Source organism: Stenotrophomonas acidaminiphila (assembly GCA_002951995.1).
Taxonomy (GTDB): domain Bacteria; phylum Pseudomonadota; class Gammaproteobacteria; order Xanthomonadales; family Xanthomonadaceae; genus Stenotrophomonas; species Stenotrophomonas acidaminiphila_A.
Genome location: CP019797.1, coordinates 3293052 through 3310161, shown reverse-complemented (window position 1 = coordinate 3310161; position 17110 = coordinate 3293052). Strand labels below are relative to the sequence as shown.

At 69.1% G+C, this 17110-nt stretch carries 16 protein-coding genes, 2 pseudogenes and 1 riboswitch; of the genes and pseudogenes, 11 read left to right on the top strand and 7 right to left on the bottom strand.

What is annotated here, in order from left to right; all coding sequences use genetic code 11:
- The first annotated feature begins 35 nt into the window (after positions 1 to 35).
- From B1L07_14820 to B1L07_14810, 3 genes are all read left to right on the top strand, one after another.
- Positions 36 to 707, top strand: a complete 672-nt coding sequence (locus tag B1L07_14820; protein ID AUZ56150.1) for an alpha/beta hydrolase — start codon at positions 36 to 38, stop codon at positions 705 to 707.
- A 2-nt stretch (positions 708 to 709) separates the two neighbouring features.
- Positions 710 to 1804, top strand: a complete 1095-nt coding sequence (locus tag B1L07_14815; protein ID AUZ56626.1) for a cell division protein ZapE — start codon at positions 710 to 712, stop codon at positions 1802 to 1804.
- A gap of 123 nt (positions 1805 to 1927) precedes the next feature.
- Positions 1928 to 3400, top strand: a complete 1473-nt coding sequence (locus B1L07_14810; protein AUZ56149.1) for a hypothetical protein — start codon at positions 1928 to 1930, stop codon at positions 3398 to 3400.
- A 151-nt stretch (positions 3401 to 3551) separates the two neighbouring features.
- On the opposite strand, the gene B1L07_14805 is transcribed toward B1L07_14810, so the two are convergent.
- Positions 3552 to 4334 carry a hypothetical protein gene (locus B1L07_14805; GenBank protein AUZ56625.1) on the bottom strand — a complete coding sequence of 261 codons (783 nt, stop codon included), beginning with the start codon at positions 4332 to 4334 and terminating at the stop codon, positions 3552 to 3554.
- Between the two features lie 294 nt (positions 4335 to 4628).
- Positions 4629 to 4853, top strand: a riboswitch (cobalamin riboswitch).
- A gap of 191 nt (positions 4854 to 5044) precedes the next feature.
- Between B1L07_14805 and B1L07_14800 the strand changes: the two are divergent.
- Positions 5045 to 7428 (top strand): annotated as a pseudogene (locus B1L07_14800) (ribonucleoside-diphosphate reductase subunit alpha).
- 63 nt (positions 7429 to 7491) lie between these two features.
- Here the strand turns inward: B1L07_14800 and B1L07_14795 are convergent.
- A complete protein-coding gene (locus B1L07_14795; protein ID AUZ56148.1) occupies positions 7492 to 7848 on the bottom strand; it encodes a hypothetical protein in 357 nt (118 codons plus the stop codon).
- A 96-nt stretch (positions 7849 to 7944) separates the two neighbouring features.
- Between B1L07_14795 and B1L07_14790 the strand changes: the two genes are divergently transcribed.
- From B1L07_14790 to B1L07_14770, 5 genes are all read left to right on the top strand, one after another.
- Positions 7945 to 8982, top strand: coding sequence for a ribonucleoside-diphosphate reductase (locus tag B1L07_14790; protein AUZ56147.1), 1038 nt, complete (start codon positions 7945 to 7947; stop codon positions 8980 to 8982).
- 101 nt (positions 8983 to 9083) lie between these two features.
- Positions 9084 to 9488, top strand: a complete 405-nt coding sequence (locus tag B1L07_14785) for an acyl-CoA thioesterase (protein AUZ56146.1) — start codon at positions 9084 to 9086, stop codon at positions 9486 to 9488.
- A 15-nt stretch (positions 9489 to 9503) separates the two neighbouring features.
- The gene (locus B1L07_14780) at positions 9504 to 10379 is read left to right on the top strand and encodes an NAD-dependent deacetylase (protein AUZ56145.1); all 876 of its coding nucleotides are present in this window, start codon (positions 9504 to 9506) and stop codon (positions 10377 to 10379) included.
- Between the two features lie 73 nt (positions 10380 to 10452).
- Complete coding sequence (locus B1L07_14775) at positions 10453 to 11547, top strand: oxidoreductase (GenBank protein ID AUZ56144.1); 1095 nt, start codon at positions 10453 to 10455, stop codon at positions 11545 to 11547.
- Between the two features lie 103 nt (positions 11548 to 11650).
- Positions 11651 to 12502, top strand: a complete 852-nt coding sequence (locus tag B1L07_14770) for a formyltetrahydrofolate deformylase (protein ID AUZ56143.1) — start codon at positions 11651 to 11653, stop codon at positions 12500 to 12502.
- 9 nt (positions 12503 to 12511) lie between these two features.
- Here the strand turns inward: B1L07_14770 and B1L07_14765 are convergent, their stop codons facing one another.
- Entirely contained in the window at positions 12512 to 13135 is a 624-nt protein-coding gene (locus B1L07_14765) for a nicotinamidase (GenBank protein AUZ56142.1), read from the bottom strand.
- 48 nt (positions 13136 to 13183) lie between these two features.
- Between B1L07_14765 and B1L07_14760 the strand changes: the two genes are divergently transcribed.
- Together B1L07_14760 and B1L07_14755 are read left to right on the top strand one after the other, a co-directional pair.
- Positions 13184 to 13975, top strand: a complete 792-nt coding sequence (locus B1L07_14760) for a hypothetical protein (GenBank protein AUZ56141.1) — start codon at positions 13184 to 13186, stop codon at positions 13973 to 13975.
- A gap of 191 nt (positions 13976 to 14166) precedes the next feature.
- Positions 14167 to 14457, top strand: a complete 291-nt coding sequence (locus B1L07_14755) for a hypothetical protein (protein ID AUZ56140.1) — start codon at positions 14167 to 14169, stop codon at positions 14455 to 14457.
- 61 nt (positions 14458 to 14518) lie between these two features.
- Here B1L07_14755 and B1L07_14750 read toward each other — a convergent pair whose 3' ends face one another.
- From B1L07_14750 to B1L07_14735, 4 genes and pseudogenes are all read right to left on the bottom strand, one after another.
- Entirely contained in the window at positions 14519 to 15025 is a 507-nt protein-coding gene (locus B1L07_14750; protein ID AUZ56139.1) for a GNAT family N-acetyltransferase, read from the bottom strand.
- 57 nt (positions 15026 to 15082) lie between these two features.
- Positions 15083 to 15622, bottom strand: a complete 540-nt coding sequence (locus tag B1L07_14745; protein AUZ56138.1) for a microcystin-dependent protein — start codon at positions 15620 to 15622, stop codon at positions 15083 to 15085.
- 85 nt (positions 15623 to 15707) lie between these two features.
- On the bottom strand, positions 15708 to 16244 hold the full coding sequence (locus B1L07_14740) for a phage tail protein (protein AUZ56137.1): 537 nt from the start codon (positions 16242 to 16244) through the stop codon (positions 15708 to 15710).
- A gap of 79 nt (positions 16245 to 16323) precedes the next feature.
- A pseudogene (locus tag B1L07_14735) lies at positions 16324 to 16868 on the bottom strand (microcystin-dependent protein).
- Positions 16869 to 17110: the final 242 nt, after the last annotated feature.

Sequence of the window (17110 nt, the reverse complement as noted above, 5' to 3'; positions counted from 1 at the left end):
GTGAAGCCGGTGAAGGGGGCCGGTATTATGGCGGCATGAGCAATCCTTCCTTTCCCCGCGAACCGGCGGTGCTGATGCTCGAGGGCCCCTGCGGGCCGCTCGAGGTCGCGGTCGATCCGCCCGAGGGCGATGTCGCCGCGCGGCCGGTCGTCGCCGTCATCTGCCACCCGCTGTCCACCGAAGGCGGCAGCATGCACAACAAGGTGGTGACCATGGCCGCGCGCGCGCTGCGCGAGCTGGGCATCACCACGGTGCGCTTCAATTTCCGCAGTGTCGGCGCTTCGGCCGGCAGCTACGACAACGGCGAAGGCGAGCAGGACGACCTGCGCGCGGTGGTGGCCTGGGTGCGCGCACAGCGCCCGGACTGCGCGCTGTGGCTGGCCGGTTTCAGCTTCGGCGCCTACGTCTCGCTGCGCGCCAGTGGCGCGCTGGCGCCGCAGGCGCTGATCTCGATCGCGCCGCCGGTCGGCCGCCGCACCTGGGATTTCGACGCGCTGCAGCCGCCGGCGCAGTGGCTGGTGGTGCAGGGCGACGCCGACGAGGTGGTCGACGCGCAGGCGGTCTATGCGTGGCTGGAGACGCTGGCCGACCCGCCGCAGCTGGTGCGCATGCCCGACACCAGCCATTTCTTCCATCGCAAGCTGATCGACCTGCGTGGCGCGATCCAGCACGAAGTGCGGCGCTGGCTGCCCGACGGCAGTTGCTGAGCATGGAGGCGACGACCCCCTCGCAGCGCTACGCCGCCGGCGTGGCCCGTGGCGACTGGCGCGACGATCCGGCCCAGCACCCGGCACTGGCCGAACTGGACCGCATCCACGAGGCCATCGTCGATTCGGCGCAGGACGGCTGGCTCGACCGGCTGTCGGCCTTCTGGAAGAAGCCCGGGCCGGTCAAGGGCCTGTATTTCTGGGGCGGCGTCGGCCGCGGCAAGACCTTCCTGGTCGACCTGTTCTACGACGGCCTGCCGATCGAGCAGAAGTACCGCACCCACTTCCACCGTTTCATGCGCGGCATCCACGAGCGCCTGCGTGAACACCAGGGCCAGAGCGACCCGCTGGCCAAGATCGCCCAGGAATGGCGCAGCAGGCTGCGGGTGCTGGTGCTGGACGAGTTCTTCGTCACCGACATCGGCGACGCGATGCTGCTGGCGCGCTTGTTGGAACGGCTGTTCGCCGAAGGCGTGACCCTGGTGACCACCTCCAACACCGCGGTGGAGAACCTGTATCTCAACGGCCTGCAGCGCGACAGCTTCCTGCCGGCCATCGCCCTGCTGCAGAAGTACTGCGTGGAGCTGTACGCCGAAGGCACCGAGGACTACCGCATGCGCGCGCTGACCCGCTCGCCGGTGTACCGCGCGCCGCTGGAAGGCGACAGCGACGCCTGGCTGGAGCGGCGCTGGAAGGAGCTGAGCGGCGGCCAGGACGCGCGCGCCGGCAACATCCAGATCGAGGGGCGCAAGATCCCCGTGCGCGGGCGTGGCAAGAGCATCGTCTGGTTCGATTTCGCGGCGCTGTGCGAAGGCCCGCGCGGGCCGTCGGACTACATCGAGATCGCGCGCGAGTTCAACACCGTGCTGCTGGGCGGCATCCCGCACTTCGACCGCCTGAACGAAGATGCCGCGCGGCGCTTCGTCAACCTGATCGACGAGCTCTACGACCGCCAGGTGAACCTGGTGTGCACCGCGCAGGACCCGCCGCCGCTGCTCTATTCCGGCACCCGCCTGGCCGGTGCCTTCGAGCGCACCGCCAGCCGCCTGATCGAGATGCAGAGCGCCGAGTACCTGGGTACCGCCCACCGCCTGTAACCCGTGGCCGCGTGCCGGGGCTGCCCCCGGGGCGTGGTCCCCCAACCCCGTTGTTCGCCGTCATCCGTTCTGTTCCGCGCCTGCCGCCGCCGCGGCCCACCCCGCAAGCAACGGAGTACGCAGATGAAGCACGCAAGCATGGCCTTCCGGCGTCCGCCGGTACGTTCGATGGCGTTCGCGCTGACGCTGCTGGCCGGGCTGCCGGCGCTCGCCGGCGAGCCGCGGTGGCCGCCACCGGCGCCCGCCCCCGCCGTGGTGCAGCCCGACCTGCAGGCGCCCGTGCCCACGCGCCGGCGCCAGACCACCGCGGATTTCCGCGCGCCGGCGGCCAGCGTGTGCAGCGACACGCCGCGGATGCGCGAGGTGCCGGATCCGCAGCCACCGGAGCGGGTGCGCGAGATCCCCACCCTGGTCGGCAAGGTTCCGCATCGCAGGGAACTGCACGAGATGGCGCCGCCGCCTCCGCCGCCGGCCCCCATGATTGCCGTCGACGCGGCGGTCAGGGTATCGGAGGTGGCGGACGCGCGCGCCGCGTCGTCGCCACCGGCGATGCAGCGCCCGGCCACGCCGGTGACCGCCGGCGTGGTCGATGACAACGCCGACTTCAGCGGCTTCCGGCAGTTCCTGCAGCGCCACCCCGAGGCGGCGCGGCTGGGGCGCGACGTGTCGGTGCGCCAGCGCCTGCACGTGATCGATGCGCAGGGCCGGCCGGTGCCCGATGCCGAGGTCGCCGTCTCCGCGGCCAATGGCGCGCGCATGTGGGCGCGCACCGATGCCGGCGGCCAGGCCTGGTTGCACCTGAATGCTTTCGATGACCGCGATTCGGCCAGCTACCGGGTCGACGTGCGCCGCGCCGGGCAGCAGGCCCGGGCGCAGTTGCGGCGCGGGCAGAAGGACGCGCTGGAAGTGCGCCTGCCCACCGCTGCGGCGACCCCGCGCGCGCGCCTGGACCTGGTGTTCATGGTCGATGCCACCGGCTCGATGGGCGACGAGATCGACAAGCTGCGCGCTTCGCTGCGCGACATCGTGCGCGGCATCGAGCAACTGCCGTCGCGCCCGGACGTGTGCCTCGGCCTGGTCACCTACCGCGACCGCGGCGACGAGTACTTCGTGCGCAGCTGGGACCTCACCGGCAACGTCGCCGCGTTCCAGCAGGTGCTCGACGGGGTGCGTGCCGGCGGTGGCGGCGACATGCCCGAGGCGATGAACGAAGCCTTCGCGCATGCGGTGCAGGCGCTGGCATGGCGCGGACCGGCCACCACGCGGCTGCTGGTGTCGCTGGCCGACGCACCGCCGCACATGGACTATCCGCCGCCGCACTACGACCAGACCATGCTGGCGGCGCTGGGCAAGGGCATCAAGGTGTTCAGCGTGGCCGCGTCGGGGCAGGACACCACCGGCGAGATCGTGCAGCGGCAGATCGCCCAGTACACCGGCGGGCGCTTCATCTTCCTCACCTACAAGGTTGCGTCCGACCCGGGCAGCGGGCCGGGCCGCGAAACCGTGCATGACGTGGCCGACTATTCGGTGGATACGCTGGACGCGCTGGTGTTGCGGCTGGTGCGCGAGGAACTGGCGCAGCTGCCGCAGGGGTGAGCGCAGCGCCGGCGTCGTGTCGTCGGCCGGGGGATCCCTCTCCCCGCGGCAGAAGCCGTCCGAAGCGCGGATGAGGGGGGCGGCATCGACGACGGTGAACCACCGGCCCTGACCGCCCTCACCCCGACCCCGCTCCCGCGGGGAGAGGGGCTTAGGGCAGCTCGATGCGGTTGTCCGGTGCCTGTTCCTTCGCCATCGGCGCCGTGGCCGGTACCCCGCCGCCGACGTTCATCATCCGCAGCGGCTGGCCGTCGTAGCGGAACTCCAGCGCCGACTGCACCCGGTCCAGCGCCAGGACTTGGGTACACAGGGACTGCACGTGCTGCTCCAGGGCGCGGGCGCGCGCTTCGATCTTCGGCTCCAGCTCCGCTTCCATCTTGCCGGTGCGTTTCTCGATGCGCTCTTCGCCGCCGGTGAGCAGGGTCCACAGCAGGCCGCGGGCGAGGGAGCCCTTGAGCGATTCGGCCGATGCCTGCACGCGCTGTTCGAAACCCTCGCCGAACAGATCCTGCTCCCAGCGCCCGCGGCCGATGGTGGAGGCGACGAAGCGCTCGGCGTCCCTGCGCAGCGCGCGCACCTTGCGCGAATCGAAGTTGCCGGTCATGGAGCCGTACACCATGTCCAGCACGTCGAAGCTGATGCCCACCGATTCATTTGCGATGCCGGTGACTGCCGGCATCAACTGACGCACCCCGGTCTCCAGTACCCGCAGGCGTTGCGCGTCCGCGGCACTGACCACCTGCATGCGCCCGTCGATGCTCAGCTCGCCATCGTGGAACACGATCTCGCGCGGGCTGGCGTCGCGCTGCCGCAGCCAGATGCCGCCGCCGTCGACCAGCACGTCGTAATCGGTGCTGACCCCGCACTGGGTGGACGACAGCGCCGGCGCCTTCACCGGGCCGGCCTGCGCGGACAGGCATGGCAGGGCGAGCAGGGCAGCGGCGAGGAGCAGGCGGCGCATGCGGGGAATCCATTCGAAGGGCCGACAGGATCGCCGGCCGCGCCGTGGCCGGGCGCCCGCCGGAAGTCATGGCGCTGCAACTGGGGTATCGGACGATGAATGCGTGAGGCGTTTTCCTACCCGCCAATTGGCCTCCAAAGGGTTGACTGCGCAGTCCTGATGAGCAGTCGGTCCCGTGCCGGCCTGCTGCTCCGGAGGCGATCGCTTGTGCCACAAGGGGAGCGCGGCCATCCACAATATTTGGCGTTGACCTGGCCGGTCACCCCCACTATCTTGTGGCCCGTCGGTTCTGGCGGGTTGCTCCCCGCCGGATTGAAAGGGAAGCCGGTGACGCCTTCAATGGCCAGTCCGGCACTGCCCCGCAGCGGTAATTGGGAACGAACCCGCCACCCAGCACTGAGGCCCGATGCCTTGGGAAGCGGCGGAAGTAGGAGGAGGCCCCCGCCTCCGCGCCCATGAGTCCGAAGACCTGCCGACAGCCGCGCGAAGCACAGCGCGCGGTGCCGGCTGCGGAGTCTTCGAGGGGAAGACGGCTGGCGACGCGGCAGCGCCGGTGGCGACCTCGGGTCGTGCCCGTCGCGGATGCTGCGACGCCGTCCTTCCATGCTTGTCGCCCGCCACCGGCCCCCCTGGTTCCTGCGAGGGCAGGCGCCGCGTGCACCACGCCATGAGGACGCATTGCCGTGACCGCCACCGATACCGCCGTTGCCCCTGCCGAGGCCGGCTTCGAGCTGACCCCCCGCCGACCGCCACCGCCATGAGCGTGACCAAGCGCAATGGCGGCACCGAGCCGGTGGACCTGAACAAGATCGTCCGCGCGATCCAGCGCTGCTGCGACGGCCTGCATGCGGTCGATCCCATGCGCGTGGCCACGCGCACCATTTCCGGCCTCTACAACGGCGCCACCACCCAGGAACTGGACGAGCTGTCGATCCGCACCGCCGCGCTGCTGATCGGCGAGGAGCCCGAATACGGCCGCCTGGCCGCGCGCCTGCTGGCCAATTTCATCGCCAAGGAAGTATCCGGCCAGGAGATCCACGCGTTCTCGCAGTCGGTCGCCCGCGGCCACGAGGTGGGCCTGATCAACGAGCGCCTGCTCAATTTCGTGCAGGTCAACGCGCGCAAGCTCAACGATGCGGTCAACCTGGGCTACGACCTCAACTTCGACTACTTCGGCCTGCGCACGCTGTACGACCGCTACCTGCTGCGCCACCCGCACACCCGCAAGGTGATCGAGACGCCGCAGCAGTTCTTCCTGCGCATCGCCAGCGCGCTGTCCGAGGACGTGCCCGAGGCGCTGGCGCTGTACCAGCGGCTGGGCAACCTGGACTACCTGCCGTCCAGCCCGACCCTGTTCAACGCCGGCACCAGCCACGAGCAGCTGTCGTCGTGCTTCCTGCTGGATTCGCCGCAGGATTCGCTCGAGTCCATCTATGCCCGCTACGGCGACATCGCGCAGCTGTCCAAGTTCAGCGGCGGCATCGGCGTGAGCTACACCCGGGTGCGTTCGCGCGGTTCGCTGATCAAGTCCACCAACGGCCATTCCAACGGCATCGTGCCGTGGCTGAAGACGCTCGACTCCTCGGTCGCCGCGGTCAACCAGGGCGGCAAGCGCAAGGGCGCGGCCTGTGTCTACCTGGAGACCTGGCATGCCGACATCGAGGATTTCCTGGAGCTGCGCGACAACGCCGGCGACGATGCCCGTCGCACCCACAACCTCAACCTCGCCAACTGGGTGCCGGACCTGTTCATGCAGCGGGTGGAGGCCGACCAGCCGTGGTCGCTGTTCGATCCGCGCGTGGTGCCGGAATTCACCGACCTGTACGGCGAGGCGTTCGAACGCGCCTACCTGCAGGCCGAGGCGCAGGGCAAGGCGGTCAAGACCGTGCCGGCGCGCAAGCTGTACGCGCGGATGATGCGCACCCTGGCCGAGACCGGCAACGGCTGGATGACCTTCAAGGACAAGTGCAACAAGGCCAGCAACCAGACCCTGCGCGCCGGCAACGTCATCCACCTGTCCAACCTGTGCACCGAGATCCTGGAAGTCACCTCGGCCGAGGAGACGGCGGTGTGCAACCTGGGCTCGATCAACCTCGGCAACCACCTGGACGCGCATGGCGATTTCGATTTCGACAAGCTCGCCGAGACCGTGCGCCTGGCCGTGCGCCAGCTCGACCGGGTGATCGATCTGAACTTCTACCCGATCGAGACCGCGCGCCGCGGCAACCTGCGCTGGCGCCCGGTCGGCCTGGGCTGCATGGGCCTGCAGGACGTGTTTTTCCGCAAGCGCCTGCCGTTCGACTCGGACGCCGCGCGCGCGCTGTCGGCGAAGATCGCCGAGGCGATCTACTACCACGCGCTGGAAACCTCGTGCGAGCTGGCGCAGGAGCGCGGCCGCCACCCCTCGTTCAACGACACCCGCGCCGCCAGCGGCGAGCTGCAGTTCGATGCCTGGGGCGTGGTGCCGGCCGACGCCGCGCGCTGGGACGCGCTGCGCGAGCGCATTGCCCAGCACGGCCTGCGCAACTCGCTGATGATCGCCATCGCCCCGACCGCGACCATCGCCTCGATCGCCGGCTGCTACGAGTGCGTGGAGCCGCAGGTATCCAACCTGTTCAAGCGCGAGACCCTGTCCGGCGACTTCCTGCAGGTCAACCGCTACCTGGTCGGCGAGCTCAAGCAGCTGGGGCTGTGGACGCCGGAGATGCGCGACGCGATCAAGCTGGCCGACGGCTCGATCCAGAACCTGCCGCAGATCCCCGAGGCGCTGCGCAGCGTGTACCGCACCGCGTGGGAACTGCCGATGCGCGCGCTGATCGACATGGCCGCCGACCGCGGCGCCTTCATCGACCAGTCCGCCTCGCTCAACCTGTTCATGGAGAGCCCGAACATCGGCGCGATGTCGTCCATGTACATGTACGCGTGGAAGAAGGGCATCAAGACCACCTACTACCTGCGCTCGCGCCCGGCCACCCGGATCGCCAAGACCACGGTCAGCAGCTACACCCCGGCCGAAGCCGTCGCCTGCTCGCTGGAGAACCCGGAAGCCTGCGAGGCCTGCCAGTGAGGCAGGAGTGAATGAAGAGGAGTGAGGAGTGAGAAGGAGCAACGGCAAAAAGCCACCGTCATTTCATCTTTCTCTCCTTCGTCTGCGCCGCATGCTGGTCAGCATGCGGCTGGTTTCCTCGATCAGACTGCGCGCGCCTGTTGTCTGGTCGTGGGGAAACCAATACAGGTCTTCGCACAATGTCAGCAGTGTTTCCACTTCGGACAGTGAGCCGTGTGCTATCGCAAGGAAGTGCGCCTTCTCTGCGGAACTCTCGCGGGTCCAGCCTTCGGCAATGTTGGCAGGAATGGAAATGGCGGCACGGGTGAGCTGGCTCCGCATCCCGTAAACCTCTTCGCGCGGAAGTCCGGGCACCAGCTGGTAGACGGAAAGCGCCAGCTTCATGGCTTTCTGCCAGAGAACAGTTCGTTGGTAATGCATGCGTTCCCGGGGGCGAATCCGGCCCCAGCTTCGCCTTCCCGGGAAAGCCAAAAAATAAGGAATTTTCGTATGTCCTCGTCAGCCGATACCCTTGCAGTGACCCCTCTCGCTCCTCACTCCTCTTCACTCACTCCTCTTCTTCTCGACCCGGGCTTCGAACTGACCCTGCGCCCGATGCGCTACCCGCAGTTCTATGACATGTACCGCGATGCGATCAAGAACAGCTGGACGGTCGACGAGATCAACTTCCAGATCGACATCACCGACCTGCACCACAAGATGACCGCGGCCGACCGCCACCTGATCCACCGCCTGGTGGCGTTCTTCGCCACCGGCGATTCCATCGTTTCCAACAACCTGGTGCTGAACCTGTACCAGCACCTCAACGCGCCGGAAGCACGCATGTACCTGTCGCGCCAGCTGTATGAAGAAGCGCTGCACGTGCAGTTCTACCTGACCCTGCTGGACAACTACCTGCCCGACCCGGAAGAGCGCTTCCGGGCCTTCGCCGCGGTGGAGAACATCGCCTCGATCAAGAAGAAGGCCGACTTCTGCTTCAAGTGGATCGACTCGATCCAGGGGCTCAAGCGCATCGAGACCCGCGAGCAGCGGCGCCAGTTCCTGCTCAACCAGATCTGCTTCGCCGCCTGCATCGAGGGTCTGTTCTTCTTCGCCGCGTTCGCCTACGTGTACTACTTCCGCTCGCGCGGGCTGCTGCCGGGGCTGGCATCGGGCACCAACTGGGTGTTCCGCGACGAAAGCTGCCACATGGAGTTCGCCTTCGAATGCGTGCGCACCATCCGCGCCGAGGAACCGGACCTGTTCGACGCGGCGATGGAGCGCCAGGTCTACGAGATGCTGGCCGAGGCCATCGAATGCGAGGTGCAGTTCGCCGAGGACGTGCTGTCCGGCGGCGTGGCCGGTATTTCCACCCGCGACATGCGCCAGTACCTGCAGCACTGCGCCGACAACCATTTCGTCAAGCTCGGCATGGCCAAGCAGTACAACGTGCGCAACCCGCTGCCGTTCATGGAGCTGCAGGACGTGCAGGAGCTGACCAACTTCTTCGAGCGCCGGGTCTCGGCCTACCAGGTCGGCGTACAGGGCGAAGTCGCCTTCGACATGAATTTCTGAGGCCGGGCGCCGGGGTGGGGCGGCGGGGCGCAGGCGTCACGCCGCCGGTGCCTGGCGCTGCGTATCATCCGCTCCTGCCCCCTACTGCCGCGACCGTCGCCATGAATGCCACGCCCAGCATCGTCCCGCCCACCGAAGTGCGCATGGTGGAGATCGTCTTTCCCAACCACACCAACCACCTGGGCACCCTGTTCGGCGGCCAGGCGATGGCATGGATGGACAAGGCGGCCTTCCTGGCCGCCGCGCGCTATTCGCGGCGCACCGTGGTCACTGCGCATTCGGACCAGGTGGACTTCAAGCTGCCGATCCGCATCGGCGAGATGGTCGAAACCGTCGGACGGGTGGTCGAGGTCGGGCGCAGCTCGATGACGGTGCAGGTCGAGCTGATCGCCGAGGACCTGCACAGCGGCGAGCGCAAGCTGTGCACGCGCGGCCACTTCGTGATGGTGGCGCTGGATGCCGACGGGCGCCCGACCTCGGTGCCGCCGCTGCCGGCGCAGGCCTGAGCGGAGGGCCGGGCCATGGCGGTGCGGCCGGATGACGCCGGCATCCACGTTCCGGGCGCGGCGGATGCGCGGCTGGCGGCATTCGTCGCCCGCCACCGGCGGCTGCTGCTGCTGACCGGCGCTGGGTGCAGCACCGATTCGGGCATTCCCGATTACCGCGATGCCGACGGCCAGTGGAAGCGCACGCCGCCGGTGGACTACCGCGCGTTCATGGCCGACGCGGCCGTGCGCCGGCGCTATTGGGCGCGCAGCCTGGCCGGTTGGCCGCGCTTCGGTTACGCCCGGCCCAATGCCACCCACCAGGCGCTGGCCGCGCTGGAGGCGGCCGGCCGGGTGGAACTGCTGTTGACCCAGAACGTGGACGGCCTGCACCAGCGCGCCGGCAGCCGGCGCGTGATCGACCTGCACGGGCGGCTGGATCAGGTGCGCTGCATGGGCTGCGGCGCGCGTTCGCCGCGCGAGGCACTGCAGCAGCGCCTGCTCGAGGCCAACCCCTGGTGGGCGACTGCACAAGCAGCACAGGCGCCTGATGGCGACGCCGACCTGGAGGGCGATTTCAGCGGCTTCGTGGTACCGGACTGCCTGGCCTGTGGCGGCCTGCTCAAGCCGGATGTGGTGTTCTTTGGCGAGAACGTGCCGCGCGAACGCGTGGCCGACGTGCATGCGCACCTGCAGCGCGCCGACGCGGTGCTGGTGGTCGGCTCGTCGCTGATGGTCTATTCCGGGTTCCGCTTCGTCGATGCCGCGGCCCGGGCCGGGCTGCCGGTGGCCGCGGTCAACCTCGGCCGGACCCGCGCCGACGCGCTGCTGTCGCTGAAAGTGGAGCAGCCATGCGCGCAGGCGTTGGCGTTCCTGCTCGACGGCAGCTGGGCGGCGGCCAAGACGCAGTGATCCACCGCGCCGGTTGAATCGACCCGCCGGGCGGGAGTGCAATGGGCGCCCCCCACAAGCGGATCACCCCCACGTGAGCCTTCTGTTCTCGCCGCTGTCGCTCGGCCCCCTGTCGCTGTCCAACCGCATCGTCATCGCACCGATGTGCCAGTACTCGGCCGATGATGGCCGTGCCACCAGCTGGCATGCCCAGCACCTGGGCACGCTGTCGCAGTCCGGCGCCGGGTTGCTGATCCTGGAGGCCACGGCGGTCGAACCCCGCGGCCGCATCAGCTGGGCCGACCTGGGGCTGTGGGACGATGCCACCGAGGCGGCGCTGGGCGAGGTGCTGGCCGCGGTACGGCGCTGGTCGAAGATGCCCGTCGGCATCCAGCTGGCGCACGCCGGGCGCAAGGCGTCCACCGCGCGGCCCTGGGACGGCGGTGGCGCCATCGCCCCCGGCCAGGCGCATGGCTGGCAGGTGCTGGCGCCGTCGGCGCTGCCGTTCAACGCCGGTGATCCGGTGCCGCAGGCGCTGGACGCGGCCGGCATCGACGCGCTGGTGGAGGCCTTCGCCGCGGCCGCGCGGCGCGCGGCGCGGCTGGGCCTGGAACTGATCGAGATCCATGCCGCCCACGGGTACCTGCTGCACCAGTTCCTGTCGCCGTTGAGCAACCATCGCGACGATGACTACGGCGGCTCGCTGGACAACCGCATGCGCCTGCTGCTGCGGGTGTTCGACGCGGTGCGCGCGGCAGTGCCGGCGGGTGTCGCGGTGGGCGTGCGGATCTCCGCCACCGACTGGGTGGACGGTGGCTGGGACCTGGCGCAGAGCATCGCCGTGGCCCGCGCACTGGAAGCACGCGGCAGCGATTTCATCCACGTCTCCAGCGGCGGCCTGGACCCGCGCCAGCAGATTCCGGTGGCGCCGGGCTACCAGGTGCCGCTGGCCAGTGCGATCAAGGCGCAGGTCGCCATGCCGGTGATGGCGGTGGGGCTGATCACCGAGCCACGCCAGGCCGAAGCGATCCTGGCCGAAGGCCATGCCGACGCCATCGGCATCGCCCGCGCCATCCTCTACGACCCGCGCTGGCCGTGGCACGCGGCAGCCGAGCTTGGCGCGCAGGTGCACGCCGCGCCGCAGTACCTGCGTTGCCAGCCGCACGGGCTGCGCGCGCTGTTCGGGTAGGTGCCGGGCCCGCCGGGCAGGAGCGCTGCGCGGCAAGCCCCGCAGCCACGGGGCGACCCTGTTGGTTTCCCCGGAAAACTTCGTGCCTCGCTAGACTCCGTCGATGCGACCCGATTACATCCTTACCCTTTCCTGCCCGGACCGTACCGGCATCGTCTACCGTGTCTCCGGCCTGCTGTTTGAGGCCGGCTGCAACATCCTCGACGCCCAGCAGTTCGGCGACGAGGAAAGCGGCCGTTTCTTCCTGCGCGTGCACTTCGACATGGCCGCGGCCGGCGACGCGGCGGCGCTGCGCGAACGCCTGGCACAACTGGGCGCGGAGTACGCCATGGACTGGCAACTGCACGACGCGCGCCGCCGCGCGCGGCTGCTGGTGCTGGTCAGCAGGCAGGGGCATTGCCTGAACGACCTGCTGTTCCGCGCGCACAGCGGCCAGCTGCGGGTGGACATCGCCGCGGTGGCCTCCAACCACGCGGATTTCGCCAGCCTGTCCGGTTCCTACGGCGTGCCGTTCCACCATCTACCGGTGGACGCGGGCAACCGCGTGCAGCAGGAACGGCAACTGCTCGACCTGGTCGAGCGCGAACGCATCGACCTGGTGGTGCTGGCCCGCTACATGCAGATCCTGTCGCCGCAGCTGTGCCAAGCGCTGGCCGGCCGCGCGATCAACATCCACCACAGCTTCCTGCCCAGCTTCAAGGGCGCCCAGCCGTACCACCAGGCGCACGCGCGCGGGGTCAAGATCATCGGCGCCACCGCGCACTACGTCACCAGCGACCTGGACGAAGGCCCGATCATCGAGCAGGACGTGGCCCGCGTGGACCATGCCATGACGCCGCGCGAGCTGGTGCGGCTGGGCAGCGACACCGAATCGCTGGTGCTGGCCCGCGCCGTGCGCCGCCACGTCGAGCACCGCATCCTGCTCAACGGCCACCGCACCGTGGTGTTCCGCTGAGCGGCGGCATCACGCCACGATGTCGATCCCGCCTTCGATCAGCGCGATGCGGGTGGCTTCGTCGCCCTCGGGCGACACCGGCCGCGTCAGCTCCCACAGGAACCGCACGCGGAAGCCGCTGATCGCCGCGTCCTGCGCGCTCCACAGTACGCAGTAGTCGCGCGCCAGCCCGCAGACGTGCACCTCGCTGATGCCGCGCTCGTGCAGCCAGCCGGCCAGGCCGGTGGCCGGGCGCTCGCCGCGCGGGCCGTGGTTCTCGCGGAACGCGCTGTACGAATCCACCTGGCGATGGCTGCCCTTGCGCAGGATCAGGTCGGCGCTGCTCCAGTCCACCTGCGGGTGCAGTGCCGCGCCTGCGGTGCCCTGCACGCAGTGGTCCGGCCACAGCGTCTGCGCATGGCCGTGCAGCGGGATCGACTCGAACGGCCGGCGGCCGGCGTGCTGGCTGGCGAACGACGCATGGTCGGCCGGATGCCAGTCCTGGGTAGCCACGACGGTGGCGTAGTGGCGCCGCGCCAGCAGCGCGGCGATACCCGGCACGATGGCATCGCCCTGGTGGCACGGCAGCGCGCCGCCGGGCATGAAGTCGGGTTGCAGGTCGATCACCAGCAGGGCGGTGTCATTGCCGTACATCGCAGGTTCCGGTGCGGGGAACCTTGAAGTGTAACGCCGTGATGGGCGGTGCCGGCCCGCGGCACACGCCACCCGTGGCCGCGCGGCCTGCGCCTCGGCCTACACTGCGGCGTCGGCAGGCTGCCGGCGGGCAACCGGGAGGCGGCGATGATCCAGTGGTGGGAACTTGGCCTGCGGCTGCTGCTGGCGGCCCTGCCCGGCGCGGTGACCGGCATCAACCGCGGGCGCCTGGAATGGGCCGCCGGACTGCGCACGCGCATGCTCGTCTGCGTGGGCCCGGCGCTGGCGGTGAGCGTGTCCACGTTCGGCTTCTTCGCCGTGCCGGGGCGGCCGGGCATCGCGCCCGATCCATCGCGCATCGCCGCGCAGGTGGCCAGCGGCGTCGGTTTCCCCGGTGCCGGCACCCTCCTGTTCCCGCAGCGCGAACAGGTGATCCGCGGGCTGACCAGCGTCGCTGGATTGTGGGCGGTGGCGTCGGTTGGCGTGGCTGCGGGCACCGGTCTTTACGCGGCGGCGATCATGGCGACGCTGCTGATGTGGGCGATCCTGGCATTGCTAAAGCCGCTGGAACAGCGTGACCTGCACCGTCGCGCACACAGCGGCCGGCTGCGCCTGCGTATCGCGGCGGGTACGCCGCTGGCACGGGTGGAGAACGCGGCCAGCGACGCGGGCCTGCCGGTCCGGCGCATCACCCTGCGTCCGCGCGAGCAGGACAACGACATCGTCGACATCGATTGCGACCTACCGCTGCCGCGCGCGCAGATGCTGGCCAGGGCGGAGCAGCTGGGCCGCGTCGAAGGCGTGGTGTCGGTGGAGCTGCCCGGGCTGGCCGAGGGCTGAGCAGCAGGGCAGGTGGCGGGCCTCCGTGGGCCGCCAGTGCTGGAAGCCTGCCGCAATGCGGCAGCGCTGCATTGCCTCGTACCGTGCCGATGGGCCGCTGGCCCATGGGATCTTGTGCGCCGCAGGCGCAGCGGCGACGATGTCCGCGGCTGCCGGACCGCGCAGCGCCATGAACCGGGAAGCGCACACCGATGGAGCTGCTGACGCTGGAACACTTCGCTGGCTGCGTGAACGAACCGTTTTCAGCCGCGATGAGCGGCATGGACGTGGAGTTCATGCTGGTCGAGGCGCGGCCGCTGCAAGCCACGCAGCCGAACGCCGCGCGCGCACCGTTCTCGCTGCTGTTCCGCAATACTTCGCCGGTGCTGTTTCCCCAGCAGATCTATCCCATGCGCCATCCGCGGGTGGGTGAAGTGGGAATCTTCCTGGTGCCGATCGCCCAGGAGCGCGCCGGCTTTCTCTACCAGGCCGTCTTCAACTGACGGCAGTGCGCCGGGCGGGCGTCGCCCCGACGTCCGCCCTGTATCGGCACGCGTGGCCGCGTCAGCCAGGCACCGGTGACCAGTGCATCGCCTGGTACGTTCCCGCCTCGCCCTCCACCACGAAGCCCAGCCGTTCGTAGAGCCTGCGCGCGCCCGGATTGGCCTGCAGCACATGCAGCCGCATGCCACGCCCCAGCGCGGCGGCCTCGCGCTGGCTGTGTCTGATCATTGCGCCGCCCAGCCCGGTGCCGCGCTGCGCCGGGAACAGGCTGATATCCACGAGCACGTGGTCCGGTGCCGCGCGCAGCAGGTAACAGCGACCGACCGGGCCATGCCCGTCGCGTTCCAGCGCCAGGAAATCGGCATCGCCGTAGTGGGCGAGGTAATGGCGGTGCTGCAGGTCGAACTGCTGGTCGAGGAACGCCCGCTTGGTGGCATCCGGCCATGGCACCGGTGCCATTTCCTCGGCGCGGGTGCTGGCGTACAGGTCGCGCAGCCAGGGCAGATCGCCGTCGTGCAGCGCACGCAGCGAAAACCCCCGGGCGGCCAGTGCTTCGGGAATCTGCATGTGGCCGGGCCGTTCCGGTGGGAACGGCGCCAGCCGGGCGGGGGCACCAGCGTCATGTCAGGGGAAGGGAGGGTAGTTGCCTTGCAGCGCGATGCAGAAGTTCACCCCGAGGTACGGTTGCTGGTTCTGGTGTGGCTGGCCGCCACCCGCGCTCGGGCTGATCATGTTGGGAGCGAAGGTGGTGTTGGGATTGCCGGAGTTGAACGGCTTGTTGATCGTTGCCGCGGGTTGCGACAGGCCGCCGTTCGCAACCGGAGCGCCGCTTTTCTTGCTCGCATCCGTGGGCAGGTAACCGTTGATGCCGTGGACGTGTTGCGGGATCTCGTTGTTGGTCAGCGTCACCATGTTGACGCCGAAGGTCTCACCCAGTGAGCGTGGCGTCAGGCCGGGACCGTTGCCCTGCTGGCAGCCGGCACGGCCGGCGAAGTTGGGCAACTGGAAAGTGGTCTGGCCGTTGCCGCCATAGGTGGTGCCCAGCAGCGAGAACAGCGCGGTGTTCTGCGAGATCGGCAGGGTGGCGCCATTGCAGTACGCCCAGTTGCGCGGGTTGAAGTTGAATCCAAACAGCTGGATTTCGCCGATGAAGGGTTCGGTCATGTGGTGGTTCCTCCGATGAGCTGCCGCGGGGTGGTCGCGGCGGCGTCTGCCTGAAGCCGGGAATGGTGTCGACGCGCGAAGGCGGTCAACCCTGCGAAGGGAATATGCCTTGGGTGGCAATGCAGTACTGCACCGCCAGCGTGGGCATGCAGTTCTCATGCGGCTGACTGCCTCCCGCCACGCCCGTCGATTGCGCGGACATCGGCAGTACCGTTGCGCCAGTGATGTCCGACGCATAGAAGGTCTCGCCGCTGATTGCACCGGGCAGCACGCCGCTGCCCGGCGTCGGGGCATTGGCCGTGCCGGTCGTTGCCACCAGCCAGTGGGTGTGCGCGGGCATCTGGGCGGACAGAACGGTCACCGTCTCGGTACCGGCCCGCTGGCCGATGACGTAGTTGCTCATGCCGGGCCCCTGTCCCTGGTGGATCGGCAGTCGACCACGCAGGTCGGGCACCGCGAAGGTAACCTGGCCGTCGCCGCCATAGATGGTGCCGATCAGGGCGAACAGGACCTCGTACTCCGCGATCGACAGCAGGCTGCCGTCGCAGGCCTGCCAGCCAACGGGGGCGCCTCGGCTGCCGAAACCGAACATGCGGATCTCGCCGACGTAAGGGGTAGTCATTGGGTTCTTGCTCCGAAGTTGGATGGACATGTGCGCGGCGATGCGGCGCGCGATCGTGCTGTCCGGGGAGAACTCGAGATCAGTCGCGAGACGGGAAAATGCCGCTCAGCGCGATGCAGAAATTGATCGTTGTGTAGGGCTGAATGTTCGAATGCGGCTGGTTGCCGCCGGCTGGAGCAACCGTCTGCGGGTTCTGCTGCACCGTCTGCCCGGTGCTGCCGGCATACAGGTTGGGGGCGAGCCACTGCTGGTGCTGGTCGCGAAAAGCCGTCCGCTTGCGTTGCGGTTGTCACCGTTCGCTGACGATGCGTTCATCGTGTGCGTGTGCGTCGGCAGGTTGGTGCTCAGCAGGGTGACATTCTCCGCGCCTGACGCCTCGCCGATCTGCACCGGCGGAGGTTGCCAACTGGGGTCGACCGACGACGCGTAGCCGATCGGCGTGCGGCTGCGCAGGTCGGGCAGTGCGAATATGGTGGTGCCATTGCCCCCATACTGCGTTCCCAGCAGCGAGAACAGGGCCTGGTTCTGATTGATCGGAAGCAGCTGTCCATTACACAGCGCCCAGTACTTGGGCGCGAAGTTGAACCCGGCCATCATGATCTGGCCGATGAAGAACTCGCTCATCGTGATCCTTCCCCTCAGGTGGTGGGCGTCGCACGCGATGCGCGGCGCCGATGCACTCTGAACCGCTGCTGGGCGCCCCACAAGTCCCGACGGGGGCGTATGGTTACCCCCCTCCCCGGGGTATTTATTCCTCTTGCGCAACTCTGTTCAATATCGGCAGGCCCTGGTTGTATGCTGGGCTCGCCGGACGGCCTGGGGCAGGGGCCGTGCTGGGGTGAAAGGGACGACATGCGCGAGGAATG

Excerpts from the sequence above, each read along its gene's own strand:
- B1L07_14820 (AUZ56150.1), top strand. The coding sequence starts at position 36 with ATGAGCAATCCTTCCTTTCCCCGCGAACCGGCGGTGCTGATGCTCGAG.
- B1L07_14815 (AUZ56626.1), top strand. The coding sequence starts at position 710 with ATGGAGGCGACGACCCCCTCGCAGCGCTACGCCGCCGGCGTGGCCCGT.
- B1L07_14810 (AUZ56149.1), top strand. The coding sequence starts at position 1,928 with ATGAAGCACGCAAGCATGGCCTTCCGGCGTCCGCCGGTACGTTCGATG.
- B1L07_14795 (AUZ56148.1), bottom strand. The coding sequence starts at position 7,848 with ATGCATTACCAACGAACTGTTCTCTGGCAGAAAGCCATGAAGCTGGCG.
- B1L07_14785 (AUZ56146.1), top strand. The coding sequence starts at position 9,084 with ATGAATGCCACGCCCAGCATCGTCCCGCCCACCGAAGTGCGCATGGTG.
- B1L07_14780 (AUZ56145.1), top strand. The coding sequence starts at position 9,504 with ATGGCGGTGCGGCCGGATGACGCCGGCATCCACGTTCCGGGCGCGGCG.
- B1L07_14770 (AUZ56143.1), top strand. The coding sequence starts at position 11,651 with ATGCGACCCGATTACATCCTTACCCTTTCCTGCCCGGACCGTACCGGC.
- B1L07_14765 (AUZ56142.1), bottom strand. The coding sequence starts at position 13,135 with ATGTACGGCAATGACACCGCCCTGCTGGTGATCGACCTGCAACCCGAC.
- B1L07_14755 (AUZ56140.1), top strand. The coding sequence starts at position 14,167 with ATGGAGCTGCTGACGCTGGAACACTTCGCTGGCTGCGTGAACGAACCG.
- B1L07_14750 (AUZ56139.1), bottom strand. The coding sequence starts at position 15,025 with ATGCAGATTCCCGAAGCACTGGCCGCCCGGGGGTTTTCGCTGCGTGCG.
- B1L07_14745 (AUZ56138.1), bottom strand. The coding sequence starts at position 15,622 with ATGACCGAACCCTTCATCGGCGAAATCCAGCTGTTTGGATTCAACTTC.
- B1L07_14740 (AUZ56137.1), bottom strand. The coding sequence starts at position 16,244 with ATGACTACCCCTTACGTCGGCGAGATCCGCATGTTCGGTTTCGGCAGC.